The organism is Streptomyces sp. NPDC060027, from assembly GCF_042737005.1.
In the GTDB taxonomy this organism is placed as follows: Bacteria; Actinomycetota; Actinomycetes; order Streptomycetales; family Streptomycetaceae; genus Streptomyces.
In genome coordinates this window covers 39,764-59,908 of the sequence record NZ_JBHWVI010000029.1, presented here as the reverse complement: position 1 = coordinate 59,908, position 20,145 = coordinate 39,764, and the positions used below count along the sequence as shown (strand labels likewise).

At 71.4% G+C, this 20,145-nt stretch carries 18 protein-coding genes; 6 read left to right on the top strand and 12 right to left on the bottom strand.

Annotation, left to right across the window (positions count from 1 at the left end; translation table 11 throughout):
- Positions 1-118 precede the first annotated feature (118 nt).
- The 11 genes from pstB to ACFWBT_RS10570 all read right to left on the bottom strand — a co-directional run bounded on the left by pstB (position 119) and on the right by ACFWBT_RS10570 (position 11,866).
- On the bottom strand, positions 119-895 hold the full coding sequence (gene pstB, locus ACFWBT_RS10620) for a phosphate ABC transporter ATP-binding protein PstB (RefSeq protein WP_385698035.1): 777 nt from the start codon (positions 893-895) through the stop codon (positions 119-121).
- Positions 896-943: 48 nt separating this feature from the next.
- On the bottom strand, positions 944-2,002 hold the full coding sequence (pstA, locus tag ACFWBT_RS10615; RefSeq protein ID WP_385698034.1) for a phosphate ABC transporter permease PstA: 1,059 nt from the start codon (positions 2,000-2,002) through the stop codon (positions 944-946).
- A complete protein-coding gene (gene pstC, locus ACFWBT_RS10610; protein ID WP_385698032.1) occupies positions 1,999-3,006 on the bottom strand; it encodes a phosphate ABC transporter permease subunit PstC in 1,008 nt (335 codons plus the stop codon). Before pstC ends, pstA begins: the two co-directional genes overlap by 4 nt.
- 98 nt (positions 3,007-3,104) lie before the next feature.
- Positions 3,105-4,235 carry a phosphate ABC transporter substrate-binding protein PstS gene (gene pstS, locus ACFWBT_RS10605; protein ID WP_385698030.1) on the bottom strand — a complete coding sequence of 377 codons (1,131 nt, stop codon included), beginning with the start codon at positions 4,233-4,235 and terminating at the stop codon, positions 3,105-3,107.
- Positions 4,236-4,619: 384 nt separating this feature from the next.
- A complete protein-coding gene (locus ACFWBT_RS10600; protein ID WP_385698028.1) occupies positions 4,620-5,033 on the bottom strand; it encodes an NUDIX hydrolase in 414 nt (137 codons plus the stop codon).
- A 10-nt stretch (positions 5,034-5,043) separates the two neighbouring features.
- Positions 5,044-6,111: a CHAD domain-containing protein gene (locus tag ACFWBT_RS10595; protein WP_385698026.1), complete on the bottom strand. Its 1,068-nt coding sequence runs from the start codon at positions 6,109-6,111 to the stop codon at positions 5,044-5,046.
- On the bottom strand, positions 6,092-8,323 hold the full coding sequence (locus ACFWBT_RS10590; protein WP_385698024.1) for an RNA degradosome polyphosphate kinase: 2,232 nt from the start codon (positions 8,321-8,323) through the stop codon (positions 6,092-6,094). The genes ACFWBT_RS10595 and ACFWBT_RS10590 overlap by 20 nt, the downstream gene beginning before the upstream one ends.
- 315 nt (positions 8,324-8,638) lie before the next feature.
- Complete coding sequence (locus ACFWBT_RS10585) at positions 8,639-9,613, bottom strand: hypothetical protein (RefSeq protein WP_385698023.1); 975 nt, start codon at positions 9,611-9,613, stop codon at positions 8,639-8,641.
- On the bottom strand, positions 9,610-10,563 hold the full coding sequence (locus ACFWBT_RS10580) for a hypothetical protein (RefSeq protein ID WP_385698021.1): 954 nt from the start codon (positions 10,561-10,563) through the stop codon (positions 9,610-9,612). The genes ACFWBT_RS10585 and ACFWBT_RS10580 overlap by 4 nt, the downstream gene beginning before the upstream one ends.
- Complete coding sequence (locus tag ACFWBT_RS10575) at positions 10,560-11,483, bottom strand: ABC transporter ATP-binding protein (protein ID WP_385698019.1); 924 nt, start codon at positions 11,481-11,483, stop codon at positions 10,560-10,562. The genes ACFWBT_RS10580 and ACFWBT_RS10575 overlap by 4 nt, the downstream gene beginning before the upstream one ends.
- Entirely contained in the window at positions 11,480-11,866 is a 387-nt protein-coding gene (locus ACFWBT_RS10570) for a GntR family transcriptional regulator (RefSeq protein ID WP_351536997.1), read from the bottom strand. Before ACFWBT_RS10570 ends, ACFWBT_RS10575 begins: the two co-directional genes overlap by 4 nt.
- 189 nt (positions 11,867-12,055) lie before the next feature.
- On the opposite strand from ACFWBT_RS10570, the gene ACFWBT_RS10565 reads away from it, so the two are divergent.
- The 5 genes from ACFWBT_RS10565 to ACFWBT_RS10545 all read left to right on the top strand — a co-directional run bounded on the left by ACFWBT_RS10565 (position 12,056) and on the right by ACFWBT_RS10545 (position 16,839).
- A complete protein-coding gene (locus ACFWBT_RS10565; protein WP_266760215.1) occupies positions 12,056-12,598 on the top strand; it encodes an RNA polymerase sigma factor in 543 nt (180 codons plus the stop codon).
- Positions 12,599-12,630: 32 nt separating this feature from the next.
- Positions 12,631-13,506, top strand: coding sequence for a zf-HC2 domain-containing protein (locus ACFWBT_RS10560; RefSeq protein ID WP_385698039.1), 876 nt, complete (start codon positions 12,631-12,633; stop codon positions 13,504-13,506).
- On the top strand, positions 13,503-14,363 hold the full coding sequence (locus tag ACFWBT_RS10555) for an ABC transporter ATP-binding protein (RefSeq protein WP_385698017.1): 861 nt from the start codon (positions 13,503-13,505) through the stop codon (positions 14,361-14,363). The genes ACFWBT_RS10560 and ACFWBT_RS10555 overlap by 4 nt, the downstream gene beginning before the upstream one ends.
- Positions 14,360-15,931 (top strand): ABC transporter permease, encoded by a 1,572-nt coding sequence (locus tag ACFWBT_RS10550; protein ID WP_385698015.1) that lies wholly within the window; start codon positions 14,360-14,362, stop codon positions 15,929-15,931. Before ACFWBT_RS10555 ends, ACFWBT_RS10550 begins: the two co-directional genes overlap by 4 nt.
- A gap of 233 nt (positions 15,932-16,164) precedes the next feature.
- A complete protein-coding gene (locus ACFWBT_RS10545; RefSeq protein ID WP_385698014.1) occupies positions 16,165-16,839 on the top strand; it encodes an ABC transporter in 675 nt (224 codons plus the stop codon).
- A 36-nt stretch (positions 16,840-16,875) separates the two neighbouring features.
- Here the strand turns inward: ACFWBT_RS10545 and mshD are convergent, their stop codons facing one another.
- Positions 16,876-17,802 carry a mycothiol synthase gene (gene mshD / locus ACFWBT_RS10540; RefSeq protein ID WP_385698013.1) on the bottom strand — a complete coding sequence of 309 codons (927 nt, stop codon included), beginning with the start codon at positions 17,800-17,802 and terminating at the stop codon, positions 16,876-16,878.
- A 470-nt stretch (positions 17,803-18,272) separates the two neighbouring features.
- On the opposite strand from mshD, the gene ACFWBT_RS10535 reads away from it, so the two are divergent.
- Positions 18,273-20,072: a bifunctional metallophosphatase/5'-nucleotidase gene (locus ACFWBT_RS10535; protein WP_385698011.1), complete on the top strand. Its 1,800-nt coding sequence runs from the start codon at positions 18,273-18,275 to the stop codon at positions 20,070-20,072.
- Positions 20,073-20,145 lie beyond the last annotated feature (73 nt).

Sequence of the window (20,145 nt, the reverse complement as noted above, 5' to 3'; positions counted from 1 at the left end):
GGCCTGGTGGGGTGGGGAAAACGAGCGGGCCCGCCCCCCATATCGGGGGGGGGCCCTTCTCGTCCTCGCGGTGGCACCGCCATGCAGCACCGCGAGGGGTTCTCGGGAGGCGGTCCGGTCAGCCGAAGCGACCGGAGATGTAGTCCTCCGTGGCCTGGACGGACGGGTTGGAGAAGATGCGCTCCGTGTCGTCTATCTCGATGAGGCGGCCGGGCTGGCCGACCGCGGACAGGTTGAAGAACGCGGTGCGGTCGGAGACGCGGGCGGCCTGCTGCATGTTGTGCGTCACGATGACGATCGTGAAGCGCTCCTTCAGCTCACCGATCAGGTCCTCGATGGCGAGGGTGGAGATCGGGTCCAGGGCCGAGCAGGGCTCGTCCATGAGGAGGACCTGCGGCTCCACCGCGATCGCCCGCGCGATGCACAGACGCTGCTGCTGACCGCCGGACAGGCCGGACCCGGGCTTGTTCAGCCGGTCCTTGACCTCGTTCCAGAGGTTCGCGCCCTTGAGGGACTTCTCCACGATGTCGCCGAGCTCGGACTTCTTGTACGAGCCGTTGAGCTTGAGGCCCGCCGCCACGTTGTCGAAGATCGACATCGTGGGGAAGGGGTTGGGACGCTGGAAGACCATGCCGATGGTGCGGCGCACGGCGACGGGGTCGATCCCGCTGCCGTACAGGTCCTCGTCGTCCAGCAGCACCTTGCCCTCGACACGCCCGCCGGGGGTGACCTCGTGCATGCGGTTCAGGGTGCGCAGGAACGTCGACTTGCCGCAGCCGGAGGGGCCGATGAAGGCCGTCACCGAGCGGGGCTCGACCGTCATGGAGATGTCTTCGATCGCCTTGTGGGCGCTGTAGTAGGCGGTCAGACCGCTTACGTCGATTCGCTTGGCCATGTCAATCACTGCTTCTTTCGCGAAGGTTCGGGTCGCTGATCGGCCGCGTCAGCGGCCCGTCTTGGGTGACTTCCAGCGTGCGACGGCGCGCGCACCCATGTTGAGGATCATGACGAAGAGGATGAGCGCCAGTGCCGCCGCCCAGGCCCGGTCGGTGGCCGCGTCGGTTCCCGCGCTGTACTGACGGTAGATGTACAGCGGGAGCGAGCCCTGCGGGCCGTCGAACGGGTTGTTGTTGATGAAGTTCGTACCCCACACCAACAGCAGCACAGGAGCGGTCTCGCCGGCGATACGCGCGACGGCGAGCATCACACCCGTGGTGATACCGCCGATGGACGTCGGCAGAACCACCTTGAGGATGGTGCGCCACTTCGGGATGCCGAGGGCGAGGGAGGCCTCGCGCAGCTCGTTCGGGACGAGCTTGAGCATCTCCTCGGTGGAGCGGACCACCACGGGCATCATCAGGATCGACAGGGCGAGCGCGCCGGCGAAGCCGGAGTAGCCCATGTCCAGGATCAGGATCCAGAAGCTGAGAATGAACAGGCCGGCGACGATCGACGGGATGCCCGTCATGACGTCGACGAAGAAGGTGACCGTCTTGGCGAGCGTGCCGCGTCCGTACTCGACGAGGTAGATCGCGGTCAGCACGCCGATCGGCACGGCGATCAGGGTCGCGATGCCCACCTGCTCCAGGGTGCCGATGAGCGCGTGGTAGATACCGCCGCCCGTGTCCTTGTCGGCGACCACCCCCATGGAGTGGCTCAGGAAGTAGGCGTCGAAGACCTGCGCACCGCGCTTGACGGTCTCCCAGATCAGGGAGGCCAGCGGGACGACGGCGATGATGAAGCAGGCCCACACCAGCGTGGTGGCGACGCGGTCCTTGGCCTGGCGGCGGCCCTCGACGCGGGCGGCGACGACGTACGTGCCGAGGACGAAGAGGATCGCGGCGATCAGGCCCCACTGGACCTTGCTGTCCAGGCCGGCGGCCAGGCCGATGCCGGCGGCCACGGCGAGGGCGCCCGCGGCGATGGCCCAGGCGGACCACTTCGGGAGGCTGCCGCCGCGCAGGCTGTCGGCGTGCTTGCGGGTGACGGGTGCGTTGCTCATGCGTTGGCCCCCGAGTACTCCTTGCGGCGGTTGATGATGAAGCGCGCCGCGCCGTTGACCAGCAGGGTGATGACGAACAGGACGAGACCCGAGGCGATCAGGGCGTCCTGGCCGAACTCGTTGGCCTCGTTGAACTTGCTCGCGATGTTCTGCGCGAAGGTGCCGCCGCCCGGGTCGAGCAGGCTGGCCTGGATGTCGAAGGTCGGGGAGAGCACGGTGGCGACGGCCATCGTCTCGCCGAGCGCGCGGCCGAGGCCGAGCATCGAGGCGGAGATCACGCCGGAGCGGCCGAAGGGCAGCACCGACATGCGGATGACCTCCCAGCGCGTGGCGCCGAGGGCCAGCGCGGCTTCCTGGTGCATCTGCGGCGCCTGGCGGAAGACCTCACGGCTCACGTTGGTGATGATCGGGAGGATCATGATCGCGAGCAGGATGCCGACGGTGAGCATCGAGCGGGGCGCTCCGCCCTGCCACTCGAAGATGCCGGTCCAGCCGAAGTAGTGGTCGAGCCAGCCGAACAGGCCGGTCATGTGCGGCACGAGGATGATCGCGCCCCAGAGGCCGTACACGATGGACGGGACGGCGGCGAGCAGGTCGATCACGTACGCGATGGGTCCGCCGAGCTTGCGCGGCGCGTAGTGCGTGATGAACAGGGCGATGCCGACCGCGACCGGGACCGCGAGGGCCATGGCGATGATCGCGGAGACGACCGTGCCGAAGGCCAGCACCGCGATGCCGAAGACCGGCGGTACGAGGCTGGTGTTCCACTCGAACGTGGTGAGGAAGTTGCCCTCGTTCTTGCTCAGCGCGAGGGAGGCGCGGTAGGTGAGGAAGACCGCGATGGCGGCCATGATCACCAGGAGCAGGATGCCGGAACCGCGGGAGAGCGCGAGGAAGACGCGGTCGCCGGGGCGGGTCGCGCCGCGGGCCGCACGCTTCTGCAGGGCATCGGAAGGCGGCGGGATCGGGGGAGGCGCTTCGGTGTTCTGTGTCGATATGTCCATCAGGAGTCTCCGGTCTGCGGAGCCGGATCGAGTGGCGGCCCCAGGCGGCGGTGCACCGGACGGTGCGGCCCGCCTCGGCGAGGCGGGCCACACTCGGGTCAGCTCAGGTTCGCGAGGGTGGAACGAACCTTGGTGATGATCTCTTCGGGGATCGGCGCGTACTGGGCGGCGGTCAGCTGCTTCTGGCCGTCCTCGCTCGCGATGTAGGTGAGGAAGGACTTGGTGGCGGCCAGGGTGTCGGCCTTGTTGCCCTTCTCGCAGACGATCTCGTAGGTGACCAGCGTGAGCGGGTAGGCGCCCTCGGCGGTCGGCTTGTAGTTCAGCTCCAGGGCCAGGTCGTTGCCGACGCCGGCGACCTTGGCGGTGGAGATGGCCTTGGTGGCGTTCTCGACGGTGGCCTTGACCGGGGTCGCGGCGTCCGTCTTCAGGTCGACGGTCTTGATGCCGTCAGCGGCGTAGGAGAGCTCGAAGTACGAGATCGCGCCCGAGGTCTGCTTCACCTGCTGGGCCAGGCCGGAGGAGCCCTGCGCGGACTGGCCGCCCTTGGCCTGCCAGGCCTTGCCGCCGGAGTAGCCCCAGTCGGAGGGGGCGACGGCCTTCAGGTACTTGGTGAAGTTGTCCGTGGTGCCGGACTCGTCCGAGCGGTGGAACGCCTGGATCTTGGTGCCGGGGAGCTTCGCGTCGGGGTTCAGGGCCGCGATCGCCTTGTCGTCCCACGTCTTGATCTTGCCATCGAAGATCTTGGCGATCGTGGAGGCGTCCAGGACGAGGTTGTCGACACCGTCGACGTTGTAGCCGAGGGCGATGGGGCCGCCGACCATGGGCAGGTCGAGCGCGGGGTTGCCGTCGCAGACCTTCTTGGCGGCCGAGGCCTCTTCGGGCTTGAGGGGCGAGTCCGAACCGGCGAACGCGGTCTGGCCCTGGGTGAACGCCGTGACACCGGCGCCGGAGCCCGTCGGGTTGTAGTTGATCTGAACGTCCTTGCAGGCGGCCTTGTAAGCCGTCACCCAGGCGTCGATCGCGTTCTTCTGCGCGGAGGAGCCGGAGGCCTGCAGCTGACCCTTGGCGTCGTCACACTTGATGGAGCCCGCGGCCGCGGTCGGTGCCGAGCTGCCGCCGGCGTCGCCCTTGCCCGTGTCGTCAGAGCCGCACGCCGTGAGGGCCAGGGCGCCGGAGACGGCGAGAGCACCGAGGGTGAGGGCCCGCCGGTTCATGCGCTGAAGCTTCACTTCGGGAGTTCCTTCCAGGAGCCGCCGTCTGGTGGCGGCGTGCGAAGTCTGTGTCATGCGTTGCGTTAGCGGTGCGGCGAGAACGTCCAGGACGTCCCTCGCACCGTGTAAGGCCGAAATTAGGCAGATCAGGTGAAGGCGCCGATGGCCATAAGTGAACGAGGGGTGAACCCCTGACGGCGGTGCGGTGAGGTCACGGAACGCTTACGTCGAGGACACGGCCGTATCCCGGCTCAGGGGGCCTGGAGGGAAACTCCAGGTAATCGATCGGGGTCGACCGTGTTTCTCACGGCACATGCTTCCGGCATCCCTCATTCGCCTCACTATTCCCTTGAGTACCGGCGAGGGGCTGGTGCTCACCACGGTGGGTGAGCCCGGGCTGCGTCAGGCCAGACGCAGCGCGTTCAGCAGCGCGTCCACGAGGTCGCAGTCGCGCGGCTGGGAGAGGCGGTGGCGGGCGGCGGTGGGGGAGAGCCAGAGGACACGGTCCACCTCGTCGTTCGGGGTGAAATGACCATCGGCCGCCTCCGCCGCCCAGTAGCGGACCTCCTTGGGGCGGCCGCCGACGAGGTAGTGGACGGTGGGCAGGACCGCCCCGGGGAGGGCGTCGTAGCCCGTCTCCTCCTCGACCTCGCGGAGCGCGCCGGCGAGGGAGTCCTCGTCGCGTTTCAGCTTGCCCTTGGGATGCGACCAGTCGTCGTACTTGGGCCGGTGGACGAGGCAGATCTCCAGCGCGGAGTCGACCGGGGAGCGGCGCCACAGGACGCAGCCCGCCGCTTGGATGGTGTCGTCAACCATGAGGCCTCCCTCAAGGGGTGCGTACGGCTTCCTTCTGCCAGGTCTGCTGGAACGCGAACCGCGCCGCCTCCACCTCGTGCCGCTGGTCGGCGTGCAGTACACCGAGCGCGTACGCCGTCGCCGGCGCGATGCGCGGGGTGCGGGCCGCCGACGCCGCTGCGGACGCCGCCTCCGCCGCGTCCCGGTGCCGGTTGAGCGCCTGGCCGGCGCCGAGCAGGCGTACGTCGACGGGGCACTCCCCGTGGTGCAGCACCTCGCTGGCGTACCGGTGCAGCCGCAGCAGCAGCCGGACCTGGTGCCAGGGCGCGTCCTGCGGCTGGGGAGCGGTGTCGGCGGAGAGGCCGTGCACGAGGGCCTCCGCGTTGTAGGGGTGGCCCGCGGCGACCAGCGGCAGCGCGGTGACGGCGTCGGTCAGCCGGTCCTGGGCCGCGGCGGCCAGCGGACGCAGGTCGGCCGAGTCCGCGGAGGGGGCCAGCGGCACCTCGCTGGCGAGTAAAGCGACGCTGTCGGCGACGGCGTGGAAGCGGGAGGAACCGAGCGCCTGGAGGGCCGCCGAGTGGGCCCGGGTCCGCGCGAGCGTCAGCTGGCGGTCGAGGAGTGCGCCCGCCTTCGCGGCGCCGACGGTCAGATTGCCCTTGGGGGCCGGGGCCCGTCCGGCCTGGACGGGCAGCGCGGCCGTGCCCGACAGCCGGTTCAGCGCGCCGAGCAGCCGCTCCAGGCGTGCGGCACAGGCGTGTTCGCGCGCGAGCGTGCCCGACAGCCAGGCGAGTTCGGGCCGCACCCCTTCCGACCAGTCCGCGTCGAGCAGCGGCCGGAAGGTGTGCAGGCTGCCGCTGATGCGGCGGGCGGAGCGGCGCAGGGAACGCGCCGCGGCGCCGGACTCCCCGGCACCGCTCGCCGCGGCACCGGTCTCCCGGTGCTGGCGCAGTGAGCGGAGGAACTCCGTGGCCTGGGCCCGCAGATAACCCGCCAGGGCGTCACCGATGGGGGCACCTCCCTCGTCGAGGGGGGCCGGGGCTGCCCTGGGGCCTGTCCCGGCCGCGGAGTCGGTGGGGGGATCAAGGTGCTGCTGTGCCACGCCGGCGCCTCCGGGCGTCTATGAGCATCTCCTGGACGTTCCGCAGGGGCTGGCCATCCGCGTCGGTCGCGTGTCGGGTCCACTCGCCGTCGGGGCCGAGGTGCCAGGAAGCCGTGGTGTCGGACATGCCGGTCTCCAGCAGCCGGTTGAGGGCTGCCCGGTGGGCCGGGTCGGTGACCCTGACCAGGGCCTCGATCCGCCGGTCGAGGTTGCGGTGCATCATGTCGGCGCTGCCGATCCACACCTCCGGTTCGCCGCCGTTGCCGAAGGTGAAGACCCGGGAGTGCTCCAGGAAGCGGCCGAGGACGGAGCGGACCCGTATGTTCTCGGACAGGCCCGTGACGCCGGGTCGGACGGCGCAGATTCCGCGCACCCAGATGTCGACCGGCACCCCGGCCTGCGAGGCGCGGTACAGCGAGTCGATGAGCGCCTCGTCCACCATCGAGTTGACCTTGATGCGGACGAAGGCGGGACGCCCGGCGTTGTGGTGCTGGACTTCCTTGTTGATCCGCGCGATCAGGCCGTCGCGCAGGGACTTGGGAGCGACGAGCAGACGGCGGTAGGTCTCGCGGCGCGAGTAGCCCGAGAGCCGGTTGAAGAGGTCGGAGAGGTCGGCGCCGACCTGCGGATCGGCGGTGAGCAGTCCCAGGTCCTCGTACAGCCGGGCGGTCTTCGGGTGGTAGTTGCCGGTGCCGACGTGGGAGTAGCGGCGCAGGGTTTCGCCCTCCTGCCGGACCACGAGCGACAGCTTGCAGTGGGTCTTCAGCCCGACGAGGCCGTACACCACGTGGCAGCCGGACTCCTCGAGCTTCCTGGCCCACTTGATGTTCGCCTGCTCGTCGAAGCGGGCCTTGATCTCGACCAGGACGAGGACCTGCTTGCCGGACTCGGCCGCGTCTATCAGCGCGTCGACGATCGGCGAGTCGCCGGAGGTGCGGTAGAGCGTCTGCTTGATGGCGAGCACGTCCGGGTCGGCCGCTGCCTGCTCCAGGAAGGCCTGCACCGAGGTGGAGAAGGAGTCGTACGGGTGGTGCAGCAGGACGTCGCGCTCGCGCAGCGCGGCGAAGATGTCGGGCGGGGACGCCGACTCGACCTCCGCGAGATCGCGGTGGGTGCCCGCGATGAACTTGGCGTACTTCAGCTCGGGCCGGTCCAGGGCGCCGATGCCGAAGAGGCCGGTGAGGTCCAGGGGACCCGGCAGCGGGTACACCTCGGCCTCGGAGATCTTCAGCTCGCGTACGAGGAGATCGAGGACGTACCGGTCGATGGACTCCTCGACCTCCAGGCGCACCGGCGGGCCGAAGCGGCGCCGCATGAGCTCCTTCTCCAGGGCCTGGAGCAGGTTCTCGGCGTCGTCCTCCTCGACCTCCAGGTCCTCGTTCCGGGTGAGGCGGAAGGTGTGGTGCTCCAGCACCTCCATGCCGGGGAAGAGCTCCTCCAGGTGGGCCGCGATCACGTCCTCGATGGGGACGTAGCGGTTCGGGGAGGCCTCCAGGAAGCGGGAGAGCAGCGGCGGGACCTTGACGCGCGCGAAGTGGCGGTGGCCGCTGACCGGGTTCCGTACGATGACGGCGAGGTTCAGGGACAGGCCCGAGATGTACGGGAAGGGGTGCGCGGGGTCGACCGCCAGCGGGGTCAGCACCGGGAAGATCTGGTGCCGGAAGAGAGTGAACAGGCGGGCCTGCTCCTTCTCGGTCAGCTCGCTCCAGCGGACCAGGTGGACGCCCTCCTCCGCGAGCGCGGGGGCGACGTCCTCCTGGTAGCAGGCGGCGTGCCGGGCCATGAGCTCGCGGGAGCGGGCCCAGATCATCTCCAGGACCTCGCGGGGCTGGAGGCCCGACGCGGACTTGGTGGCGACACCGGTGGCGATACGGCGCTTCAGGCCGGCCACCCGGACCATGAAGAACTCGTCCAGGTTGCTGGCGAAGATCGCCAGGAAGTTGGCGCGCTCCAGAAGAGGCGTGTTCGGGTCCTCCGCGAGTTCCAGAACACGCTCGTTGAACGCCAGCCAGCTGCGCTCACGGTCCAGGAACCGGCCTTGCGGCAGCATGATCCCGTCCTGCACCAGGTCCTCGTACTCGTCGAGGTCGGCGTCGAGATCTGGCTCCAGGTCCGAGACGTTGGCCGCGACGGTGTGCGGACGATGCGCGGCGATGGAGCCGACGGAGGGCTGCGGGTGCTGCACGGGTGCCTGGGCGCTTCGCTGGTTCATGGACCCATTCTTCCGTGCCGAAGGCGAGACCGGCGCGTCGGAGAGGGCGGGCGCCAGCGCGCCGATGCGGAAGTTCCCGTTCCGCATGGCTGGCGTACGCTCACTCCCCGTCGACGGTGAGGACTCGTTCTCCGGCGGGGGAGAAGGCTCGGGCGCGGCGGGCTGCATTCCCTGAGCGTCGCAAGGTCACCTGAATCGATGGTTACGGGGACATGACGTGTGGGCTATCGGGGGGCGGCTCCCGGACGTCCGCACGCCCGGGGACCGTGTGCACACCCACCCCCGTGAGGCGCGTGCCCGCCGTGCCGCCGCGGGTCACGGAGTGCGACGGCGCAGCAGGGTGAACGCGGCGGCGGTCGCGAGGCCCGCGACGGCCAGGAGCAGGCCGCTCTCCACGAGCTGGAGGGGCCAGAAGTGCGACTCGGGCTGATAGGTGGCCCAGAAATCTGCCAGTCCGGTTCTCTCCACGCACCGGCTGATGTCGGTGGAACGGTCGAGGCCGACGCAGGCCAGGTCGTTGCCCAGGCGCTCGCCGTTCCTCGTGACGGCACCGTGTTCGAGGGCCAGGGCGCCGGACGGGAGGTGGAGGGCCGCCTGTCCGGTGACCGTCGAGGCGGGCCACAGGCTCATCCGGAACCGGGACAGCACGTCGTGCAGGACGAGTGCCGCGGCGAACGCGGCTCCGGCGGCGGGCAAGGCGCGGCGCAGGACCAGGCCCGCGAGCGCGCCGAGGGCGAGACCGGCGAGGACGTACCCGACGGCGACCGGGCCGGTGGAGTCGTAGACGTGGAGGCTGAACCAGTCGCCGGCCAGGTCTCCGTTCTCGTCGCCGCGGGCCCACACGTTGAGCAGGACCGCCAGTGTGGTGCCCGCGGTGAGCACGACCGCCGGGACGGCGAGCTTGGCGGCCAGCCAGCGCACCGGGGTGACGGACTGGGTCCAGGCCAGCTGCGCGGTACCGCTCTCCAGTTCGCGGCCGATCAGCGCGGCACCCGCCCAGGCCGCGACCGGCACCATCAGATACGTGACGCAGGTGGCGACCAGGTCGAGACCGTTGGCGTAGATCGCGTCCGCGTCGATCGCCTGGAGGTGTGCGCAGGCCGCCCGGCCGGCGCCGGGCGCGGCGCAGGAGCGCGCGGCCGCGCGGGCGTCCGGGCCGATGACGTACATCCAGGCCAGGACGGCGGCGGTGGCCAGCAGCGCGGCGCCCCACGCGTACAGGGCCGTGCGGTGCAGGCGCAGCACGGTCCAGGTGAGGCCGGCCGGGCGGTGCGGGGTCGGGGTGCTCATGAGGTGGACGTCCTCCTCAGGACGCCGAAGGCGATGGCGACCACGATCGCGGTGGCGGCCAGCAGGACACCGGTCTCCAGGAGCTGGCGGGGCCAGTAGTCGGGGGAGGGGAGGTACTCGCGGGTGAAGCCGACGACATCGTGCCGGGCGAGACACGGCCGGCTCCTGTAGCAGCCCGGGTCGCGGATCTCCGCGCCGGTGGAGGTGATCGCCCGGCTCCGTACGGACAGCTCGGGCTGCTGGTAACGGCCCTGGAAAGGCCAGGAGTTGGCGCGGAACGCGATCGCCGCGGACTGGGCGATACCGGCTACGGCGAGGGCGGGCAGGGTGCGGCGCAGCACGAGACCGGCGAGAACGCCGACGGCCAGGCCGAGGAGCGGCAGGGCGACGGTGCCCGGGCCGAGGGCGAAATACAGGGCGCGCGGTCCGATGCCGGCCAGCAGGAGGTCGCTGTGTGCCGACCACAGCATCCGGTACAGCGCGACCAGCAGGCCCGTGCCCACGGTGATGAACAGCGCGGGCACCGCCATTTTGACGGCGAGCCAGCGGGCCGGGCTGACGGACTGGGTCCAGGCCAGCCGGGCGGTGCCGTTCTCCAGCTCGCGGGCGATCAGCGAGCCGCCCGCGAAGACGGCGACGGCGAACGAGGCGATGTTGAGCAGGGAGGCCGGGTCGTAGAAGAGGTCGTTGTAGGCGCCGGAAAAGGGGGAGCCGATGATGCCGGCGGACCAGGCGTCCTCCTGTACGCCCGCGTAGCCGAAGGTGTCGAGGAGGTGCTGTGTGTGCGTGGCACCCGGGCCGTACAGCCACAGCAGCAGGCCGGCGGTGAGCACCACGAAGGCGGTCCAGATCCACAGGGCGGTGCGGTGCAGCCGCAGGACCGTCCAGACCAGGCCGCTCGGCCTGGGCAGAACGCGGCGCAGGGGGGACATGAGGGTGGTGGCGCTCATCGGGTCACCGCCGCGGGGGTCGCGGTCGTGCCGGGTGTGAGCAGCGCCGGGGTCGAGGGGGAGCGCAGATGGGCGAGGAGCAGTTCCTCCAGGGACGGTGGCTCCGCCTCCCAGTGATCCTCCACCGGTCCGTCGTTGCGTATCAGGGCGGTGAGACCGCGGCCGGTGGCGCGGGACTCGACGACGAGGTGCGGTGCGAGGTCGGCGGGGGTGCCGCGTCCGGTCACCACCGTGTGCGCGAGGAGCAGGTCGTCCAGGCCGCCGCCGAGCCGGATGCGTCCGCCGCCCATGAGCAGCAGGTGATCGCAGGCGTCGGCGAGTTCGGCGACGATGTGCGAGGACATCAGCACCGTGGTCCCGCGCTCGGCGGCGTCCGCCATCAGGGTGCCCAGCAGTTCGTGGCGGGCCAGCGGGTCCAGGTCGGCCATCGGTTCGTCCAGCAGCAGCAGGTCGGGCCGCTTGCCCAGCGCGAGGGCGAGGGCCACGCGGGTCCGCTGTCCGCCGGACAGGCCCCTGACCCGGGCCCCGGGGTCGAGCGAGCCCTGTTCCACGATCGCCGCGGCGTACGAGGCGTCCCAGCGGGCCGGGTTGAGTTCGGCGCCCAGACGCAGCGTCTCGGCGATCGTGAGCTGGGGGTGCAACGGCTTGTTCTGGGAGAGGTAGGCGATCCGCTCGCGTGCCTCGGCCGGGCTGCCGCCCAGCACGGTGAGTGTGCCGGCGGTGGGCCGCAGCAGTCCGGCCGCCGCCGCCAGCAGCGTCGACTTGCCCGCGCCGTTGGGGCCGACGAGGGCACTGATCCGCCCGGCCGGGAGGCGGAACGAGCAGTCGTCCAGCGCCGCGGCGGAGCGCCGGCCGTAGCGCATGGTGAGCCCGTGCGCCTCGACGGCGACGGTGGGGCGGGTGGTGCTGGTGGAACTCACTGGTCCCCCTTCGGGAAGTGTGCGTCCAGTACGGAGCCGAACAGTGCTGCCACGTCCTCGCGGTCCAGGCCCGCCGAGCGGGCGCTCCGGGCCCAGGCCTCCAACTCCTCGCGCAGGGGCGAGTCCGCCGGGGCGGCGCCGAGTGTTCTGCGGACGAAGGTGCCGAGGCCGCGCCTGGCCTCGACCAGTCCCTCGCGCTCCAGTTCGCGGTAGGCCTTCAGGACGGTGTTCGGATTGATGGCGGTGGCTTCCACGACCTCGCGGGCCGTGGGGAGCTTGTCGCCCGGTTCGAGGAGGCCGAGGCGCAGGGCCTGCTTGGTCTGCTGGACGATCTGGACGTAGGTGGCGACGCCGCTGCGCCGGTCGATGCGGTACGCGACCACTCGGACAACCACCCTTTCACTAATTGAGTAGTGAAAGGGTGGTGCAAGGGGGCGGTCTTCGTCAAGTGCGGGACGTCCGGACGGTGTTGCGCCGACGGTGGATCCGGCCGCCCACCAGGCACGAAACGGCGTTCGGAAATTCTTGGCCGATGCGTGAACCGATCGGTGGGGCTCGTCCGATGAGGGGGTGTGAGGGAAACGAGAAGCGACGGAGAGCTGCTGCGGGCCATCGCAGCGGACGGGGACCGTCGCGCCTTCGAAGAGCTGTACCGGCGGTACGCGCCATGGCTGACCGCCCGTCTGCGCGGCCGGTGCGCCGACGCCGGGATCGTCGACGACGTCGTCCAGGAGACCTTCCTCGCGGTCTGGCGCGGCACCGCCCGCTACCGCGAGGAGGGCGACCCGGCCGGCTGGCTCTGGCGCATCGGCTCGCGGCGGCTCGTCGACTCGATGCGCGGCGACGGCGCGCGCGGCCGGCTCCGGAACGCGCTGGCCCGGCTCCGGCACCGCGACGAGGCCTCGGCCGAGGAGCGCGTGCTGGCAGGCGTCGAGCACGGCGACCTGGCGGGCGCGCTGACCAGACTCTCGCCCGAACTCCGGGCGGTTCTCCAGGCCACGGTGATCGACGGGCTCAGCACCCGGGAAGCGGCCGTCCTGCTCGGTATTCCGCCGGGCACGGTCAAGACGCGGGCACTGCGCGCGCGCAAGCAGTTGCGGGAGGCGTTGGCATGAGCGACGACCGTCGCGGAAGCGATGGCAGCGACATGAGCGGTGACAGCCGTACGGCCTGGCATGTGCCGGAGGAGGACCTCCGGGCCTATACGCGGGGCGACTTGGCGCCGCCCCGCCTGTGGTCCGCCGACACCCACCTCGCCGCGTGCGCGCGGTGCCGCGAGGCGCTGGCCGCGTTCAGCGACCCGGCGGCCCTCGACGCCGGCTGGGAGCGGCTCGACGCCGAGCTGGACGCCCCGCGTCCGGGCCCGGTCGAGTGGCTGCTCGTCCGGCTCGGCGTCGCCGACCACACGGCACGGCTGCTGGCCGCCGCCCCCGTCCTGCGCCGTTCCTGGCTGGGCGCGGTCGCCGCCGTCCTCGTCATGACCGTGGCCGCGGCCAACACGGTGCAGGTCGCGAGCACCCCCACCCTCTTCCTGGCCCTCGCGCCGCTGCTTCCGCTCGCCGGGGTCGCGCTGTCCTACGGTCCGGCGCTCGACCCGACCTACGAGATGGCGGTCGTCTCCCCGATGCACGGCTTCCGGCTCCTGATGATCCGCACGGTCGCGGTCCTCGTCGTGGGCCTGGGGCTCAACGGCCTCGCGACCCTCGCCCTCCCCACCTACGGCCTGCACGCCCTGGCCTGGCTGCTGCCGGCCCTGGCCCTCACCGCTACCGGCCTCGCGCTCACCTCCCGGCTCGGTCCCGTCCTCGCCCCTTCCCTGGTCGGCGGCGGCTGGATCGCCCTGCTCGCCGCGGCCCGCGCGACCACGGAGCCCGACGCCACGCTCGCCCCGTTCACCGTGGCCGGGCAGGGCGTCGCCGGGGCCGTCGCGGCGCTGGCCGCCGGACTCCTCTACCTCGCGCGGGACCGGTTCGACGCGTCGCGCCTCCCGCTCACCGACTTCACCGACAGGAACGCCGCATGATCCCCACCGTCTCCGCCTCCGGGCTGACCCTCCGCTTCGGGGGGACGCTCGCCCTCGACGACGTCTCCGTCCGCCTCCGTGAGGGAGTCACCGGACTCCTCGGGCCCAACGGCGCCGGAAAGACCACCCTGTTGCGGGTGCTCGCCACCGCCGTGTCCGCCGACCGGGGCTCCTTCACCGTCCTCGGGCACGACCCGGGCACCACCGCCGGACGCACGGACGTGCGGCGCTCACTGGGCTACCTGCCGCAGACCCCAGGGTTCCACCAGGACTTCTCGGCCTTCGAGTTCGTCGATTACGTGGCGATCCTCAAGGAGCTCACGGACCGCACCGCCCGGCACCGTGAGGTGCGCCGGGTGCTGGAGGCCGTCGCCCTTTCCGACGTGCGCGGCAAGCGCATCAAGCGGCTGTCCGGCGGTATGCGCCAGCGGGTCGCGCTGGCCGCCGCGCTCGTCGGAGACCCCGGCTTCCTGGTCCTCGACGAACCGACCGTCGGCCTCGACCCCGAGCAGCGCATGCGCTTCCGGGAGCTGATCGCCCAGGCCGGAGAAGGCCGCACCGTCCTGCTCTCCACCCACCAGACCGAGGACGTCGCCATGCTCTGCCACCAGGTGATCGTCATGGCCGCCGGCCGCGTCCGCTTCGAGGGCACCCCCGCCGAGCTGACCGAACGAGCGGCCGGCCGGGTGTGGAGCAGTACGGAGCGCGATCCGGCCGCCAGAGCCGGATGGCGTACGGGAACGGGCGCCTTCCGCAATGTCGGCGACCCGCCCGAGGGCGCGGAACTGCTCGAACCAACCCTGGAGGACGGCTACTTGCTCACTCTCGACGGCGAGTCCGCGGAGGTGGCGGCATGAGCGCCACCACGGGCACGATCACCCAGGCGGCTCCCACGGGGGTGGAGCCACCTGCGCGGGGCCGGGAATCCCGGGCGCGCGCGGTGCTGGCCCTCGCCCGCTTCGAAGCACGCGAACTGCTGCTCCAGATCCCGATCCTGGTCTTCCTCGCGCTGTACGTCGGCTACACCGGCTGGACACTGTTCAACGGCCGCGACGGCATGGACGACTTCCCGGTCCTCCAGGACGTCGACCGGTCCACCCAGGAAGCCCCCATACTCCTCGGCATCGCCCTGTTCGTCGGCGTCAACCGCGCGGTGCTGCGCTCCCGCCGGCAGTCCACCGACCGGCACTTCGACGTCCTGCCCATGGAGGCGTGGCGGCGTACGGTCGCGCACGCGCTGTCCGTGCTGCCGTTCGTCGCGATCACCGCACTGGTCGTCGGCTTCCAGTTCACCTGGTCGGCGCTGAAGCCGGGTGCCGTCGGCCACGGCTCACCCGCCGAACTGGCCGTGGGTCCCTTGGTGATCCTCCTGTCCGGCGTCCTCGGCGTCCTGCTCGCCCGGCTGATCCCGGTCGGGTTCATCGCACCGCCCTTCGTGATCGGCGCCTACGCCCTCACCGCCATGGTCTCCGCGTCCACGCAGGGAACGCACTGGGTGCGCTGGCTCGGACCGGTCATCACCGACACGGGCGCCGACCCCTTCCCCTCCGAGCTGCTGGGCCGCCCGGCCGCCTGGCACGCGCTCTATCTGACGGGCCTCGCGGCCCTGCTGCTGTGCCTCGCCGTCCTGGTGAGCGGGGGCCGGACACGCCTGGTCCAGTCGATGGCGGTGGTCGCCCTCGCGACGACGGCCTTCGGCGTGGTGGGACAGTCCCCCGACGAGCCGGCCTCGCTGATCGCGGCCCGCACCAAGGCGTCCGCGACCCCGGAGAAGGTGCAGACCTGCGTCCGGCACGGACGGTCCACGTACTGCGCCTACCCGGAGTGGTCCGGCCGCACCGCCGACTGGGCGGAGGCCGTCGACCGCGTCCAGTCCCGTGCGGGGGGTTCGGCCGGGGGCCGGCGGCTGACCGTGCGCCAGGTGATGGACGCCCGGTACGGCCTCCAGAGCGACGCCGCGATCCCCGCGTCCACCACGCCGGACGCCGTGACGGTCGGCACGCGCTGGGGCGGCAACCGCCTTCCCGAGTTCGCCGTCGGCGTCGCCTCGGTCCTGGTCGCGGGCGACCAGGACCGCGCCGGTGAGATGTGCGACGCCCGCGTGGTGACCACCATGTGGCTGGCGCTCAGCACACAGCCGGACCCGATGAAGTCCCTCCGCAGCGTCCGGCTCGACGACAGCATCGAGGGCTCCGCCATCGCGCTGACCCCCACGGAACCCGTCTCCATGTCGGCCCAGCAGACCACGGTGGTCCGCGAGTTGCTCCAGCAGCCGCACTACGGCGTCGCCGCCAAGGTGAAGGCCCACTGGACGGAGCTGACGTCCGCGAAGACGTCCACGGCCCGGGTGGCCGAGCTGCTCGGAGTGCCGGCCGGAGGCAAGGGGACGGCGGCGGACAAGGAGAGCGGATCGTGCGAGGAGTAGCGGGAAGCGCGGGGGAGAGAGGGGAGGACGGCGGCGTTGCCTCGGAAGTGTGGGCATCCGCCGCGGGGGACCGGAACGATGCCGGAGCCACGCCGCGCCCCTCACCCACGGGACCCACCGGTTCCACGGGACCCACCGGCCCCGCAGGCTCTACCGGTCCCGCAGGTCCTCCGGGTTCCGCAGGCTCTACCGGTCCCGCAGGTTCTACGGGTCCCGCAGGGGCCACGGGTGCCGTGCGCGTCGCCGGGCGGTCGTCCGCGTACGTCGTGGCTCTCGTCCTGCTCCGCCCCGTGTGGCGGGGGCTGCCCCACAGGTCCCTGATGACGGGAGCCGCCCTCGGGCTGCTGCTGGCCGGCGCTCCGCGGATGCTCTCCGCTCCGGCCGACCCGTGGCTCTGCCTCAATCTGCTGCGGGCCGCCGCGCTCGCCTTCGGGCTGGGCCTGGCGTTCCTGCTGGACGATCCGGCCCGGCACACCACGGCGGCGGTGCCGACCAGGCGTCCGGTGCGGACCGGGCTGCGGCTGGGGCTCGTCGTGCCGTTCACGGCGGCGTGGTGGACGACCGCGCTGCTCCTCATACCCGGCAAGGGCCGGCCCCCGGTGGGCGCGATCACCCTGGAGGCATCCGCCTTCGTCGTCCTCGCGCTGGCCGGCGCGCTCCTCGCCGTGCGGCACTCCGAAGCCACCGAACCGGGCATCGCGGTGTCCGCCGGACTTGTGGGCGCGTCCTTCGCCGCCGCCCTGCTGCTCCCCGACCGCTGGGCGCTCTTCGTGGCCGCGTCCGACCCGGACTGGGACGACGCGCACCGGCGCTGGGCGGGCGTGCTGGTCGTGGCGGCGCTGACGGGGGTGTGTTCCCTGACCGAACCCCTGCGGCGGCGCCGGACAACCCTCCTTGCGCACCGCTGACTTCGGCTCCCGGGGCGGCGCTCGCGCGGCGGGCGGTCAGGACTCCGTTCGGTACATCAGGTCCGTCTCGTGGGTGACGAAGCCGAGACGCTCGTAGACGGTGACCGCGGCCTTGTTGTCGGCGTCGACGTAGAGCATCGCGGTGGGCATCCGCTGCGCGGCGAGGTGGCGCAGGCCGATCGTGGTCAGCGCCTTGCCGAGGCCGCCGCCCTGGGAGCCGGGGCGCACCCCGAGGACGTACACCTCGCCCAGCCCCTCCTCGGCGTGGACCTTGGTCCAGTGGAAGCCGACGAGTTCGTCGCCACGGAAGGCGAGGAAGAAGCCGGCCGGGTCGAACCACGGCTCGGCCGTCCGGTCGTCCAGATCGCGCTGGGTGAGGGAGCCCTGCTCGGGGTGGTGGGCGAAGGCCGCGGCGTTCACGGCGAGCCAGGCGGCGTCGTCCTGTCCCGGCACGAAGGTCCGGACGGTCACCCCTTCCGGCAGCTTCGGTTCGGGCAGGTCGAGGTTCTCCAACGGGCGGCGCATCTGGCGCAGTTCGCGGAAGAGGGTGAGGCCGAGGACCTGGGCCAGATGCCGGGCGGCGGAGTGCCCGCCGTGCGCCCACACCCGCAGCCGCTTCCCGGACTCGTGGAGCATGGCCGAACCGAGCGCCCGTCCGTGCCCGTGCCCGCGGTGCGCCGGGTGGACGACCAGCTCGGCGGCCGGGGCCTCGATCGGGTCGGTGTCCTCCAGCTGTGCGTAGCCGACCAGTTCGTCGCCGAGGGTCAGCAGCAGATGCCGGACGCCGTCACGGCTCCCGCCCTTCAGCTGGAGCCGCCCCTGCTCGGACACCGCCTGCTGCCCGTCGGTCCGGGCGGCCTCCGAGAGCAGCTGGAGCACGTCCTCGGCCTGATCCGGGGTGAGCGCGGAGTAGGTCTCGATGGAGCGGGAGAGGGCGAAGGGTGCCGCGTCGTCGCTGGTCATGGATACGAGGGTACGGCTCGGTGATGGGGGGACAAGGAGTTGGGCGGGGTGGATGTGGATCGTGGCGGAGCGGGAGAAGCCGGGGGGTGGTGACGTACTCGTCGGTCTCCGGTGAGGCGATGGCAATCAGTCCGTAACCACGAACCCCCTTTTGCGCTACGCGCGTTGATTCTAAAGTGCGTGCAAAAGCCACGGCTGTCACTCGGCCCGCACGGTTCGCACGGCACGCGTCATGTGCGGGACCGGCGGTACGCACAGCCCGCGCAACCCGCACCACCTGCCGGGCCCGTACATCACGCACCGCGTGCGGGGCCGGCAGTTCGCACAGCCCGCACCACGCGCGAGTCCCGCAGAGCAGGCGTCACCCGCGGGGCCCGACAGCCCGCACCGCACGCACCACCCGCTCGACGCACGCTCGGCTCGCGCACGTCACACCGCTCTCGCTTCTCACCGTTCTCCAGGGGGAACCAATGCCGCCCACGTTCCGGCACAGACGCACGCATCGCCTCCTCGCGGCAGCCGCCGGCCTCGCCACCGTCGGTGCGCTGGCCGCGGCGATGCCCGCGAGCGCGCACCAGGACAAGGCGACTCCGCTGCACCACCACGGCAGCGGCCGCTACCAGGACGTCCAACTGCTGTCCTTCAACGACCTGCACGGCAACCTGGAGCCGCCGACCGGTTCCTCCGGGCGGGTCACGGAGCTGGCGGCGGACGGCACGACGAAGACCATCGACGCCGGTGGTGTCGAGTACCTGGCCACGCATCTGCGCAACGCCCGCAAGGACAACAAGTACTCGATCACCGCGGCCGCCGGTGACATGGTCGGCGCCTCCCCGCTGATCTCCGGCCTCTTCCACGACGAGCCCACCATCGAGGCGCTCAACGGCCTCGACCTCGATGTCACTTCGGTCGGCAACCACGAGTTCGACGAGGGCGCCAAGGAGCTGGCCCGGCTCCAGAAGGGCGGCTGCCACCCGACGGACGGCTGTTACGGCGGCGGCAAGAAGTTCCGCGGCGCCGACTTCCCCTACCTCGCGGCGAACGTCACCGACGAGAAGACCAAGAAGCCGATCCTCAAGCCCTACTGGGTGTGGAAGAAGAACGGCGTCAAGGTCGGCTTCATCGGCGTCACGCTGGAGGGCACGCCGAACATCGTCTCCGCCGAGGGCGTCAAGGGCCTGAAGTTCGGCGACGAGGTCGAGACGATCAACAAGTACGCCAAGGAGCTCCAGCGCCAGGGCGTGAAGTCGATCGTCGCGCTGATCCACGAGGGCGGGTCGCCCGCGTCGACGGCGTACAACTACGACTGCGACAGCCCCGGCGCCGGTGACGGCATCTCCGGGCCGATCGTGGACATCGCCAAGAACGTCACGCCGGCCGTGGACGCGCTGGTCACCGGCCACACCCACCAGGCGTACGCGTGCACCATCCCCGACCCGGCGGGCAAGCCCCGCATGGTCACCTCGGCGTCCTCCTTCGGCCGGCTCTACACGGACACCACGCTGACGTACGACCGCTGGACCGGCGACATCGCCCGTACGGCGGTGAAGTCCGCGAACCACGTGGTCACCCGTGATGTCGCGAAGGCCGCCGACATGACGTCGCTCATCACCAAGTGGAAGACGCTCTCCGCGCCGGTCGCCTCGCGTCCCATCGGCTACATCGCGGGCGAGATCGGCAACACGGGGACCGAGTCCCCGATGGGCGACCTGATCGCCGACGCGCAGCTCGCGTACGCCAAGTCGGTCGACGCCGAGGCCGACCTCGCGGTGATGAACCCGGGCGGTATCCGCGCCGGGCTCACGTACGCGGCGAGCGGCGGTGAGGGCGACGGGGTGGTGACCTTCGGGGAGGCGTACACGGTCCAGCCCTTCGCCAACACCGTCAACCTGGTCGACCTCACCGGCGCCCAGGTCGTCACCGCACTCCAGCAGCAGGTCAGCGGCTCCAACGAGGCCGCCCCGAAGATCCTCCAGATCTCCAAGGGCCTCACGTACACGCTCGACCTGACCAAGACCGGCGCGGCGCGTGTCGTCGCCGACTCGGTCAAGCTCAACGGCGCGGCGATCGATCCGGCCGCCACCTACCGCGTCGCGATGAACTCCTTCCTCGCGGGCGGCGGCGACGGCTTCGCCGAGCTCGGCAAGGGCGCGAACGTCCGTGTCGGCAGCGACGACCTGGCGGCCCTGGAGACCTACCTGACGGCCAACTCCGCGGCCACCACGCCGTACCCGGTGCCGGCGGCGAACCGGATCACCGTCGTCAAGTAGCCGCTTCAGCGGGCCGGGACGCGGAAGCGGACCGTGAAGTTGATCGCATACGGGCGGTAGCGGTTGCGGGCAG

Excerpts from the sequence above, each read along its gene's own strand:
- pstB (WP_385698035.1), bottom strand. The coding sequence starts at position 895 with ATGGCCAAGCGAATCGACGTAAGCGGTCTGACCGCCTACTACAGCGCC.
- pstA (WP_385698034.1), bottom strand. The coding sequence starts at position 2,002 with ATGAGCAACGCACCCGTCACCCGCAAGCACGCCGACAGCCTGCGCGGC.
- pstC (WP_385698032.1), bottom strand. The coding sequence starts at position 3,006 with ATGGACATATCGACACAGAACACCGAAGCGCCTCCCCCGATCCCGCCG.
- ACFWBT_RS10600 (WP_385698028.1), bottom strand. The coding sequence starts at position 5,033 with ATGGTTGACGACACCATCCAAGCGGCGGGCTGCGTCCTGTGGCGCCGC.
- ACFWBT_RS10590 (WP_385698024.1), bottom strand. The coding sequence starts at position 8,323 with ATGAACCAGCGAAGCGCCCAGGCACCCGTGCAGCACCCGCAGCCCTCC.
- ACFWBT_RS10585 (WP_385698023.1), bottom strand. The coding sequence starts at position 9,613 with ATGAGCACCCCGACCCCGCACCGCCCGGCCGGCCTCACCTGGACCGTG.
- ACFWBT_RS10580 (WP_385698021.1), bottom strand. The coding sequence starts at position 10,563 with ATGAGCGCCACCACCCTCATGTCCCCCCTGCGCCGCGTTCTGCCCAGG.
- ACFWBT_RS10560 (WP_385698039.1), top strand. The coding sequence starts at position 12,631 with ATGAGCGGTGACAGCCGTACGGCCTGGCATGTGCCGGAGGAGGACCTC.
- ACFWBT_RS10555 (WP_385698017.1), top strand. The coding sequence starts at position 13,503 with ATGATCCCCACCGTCTCCGCCTCCGGGCTGACCCTCCGCTTCGGGGGG.
- ACFWBT_RS10550 (WP_385698015.1), top strand. The coding sequence starts at position 14,360 with ATGAGCGCCACCACGGGCACGATCACCCAGGCGGCTCCCACGGGGGTG.
- mshD (WP_385698013.1), bottom strand. The coding sequence starts at position 17,802 with ATGACCAGCGACGACGCGGCACCCTTCGCCCTCTCCCGCTCCATCGAG.
- ACFWBT_RS10535 (WP_385698011.1), top strand. The coding sequence starts at position 18,273 with ATGCCGCCCACGTTCCGGCACAGACGCACGCATCGCCTCCTCGCGGCA.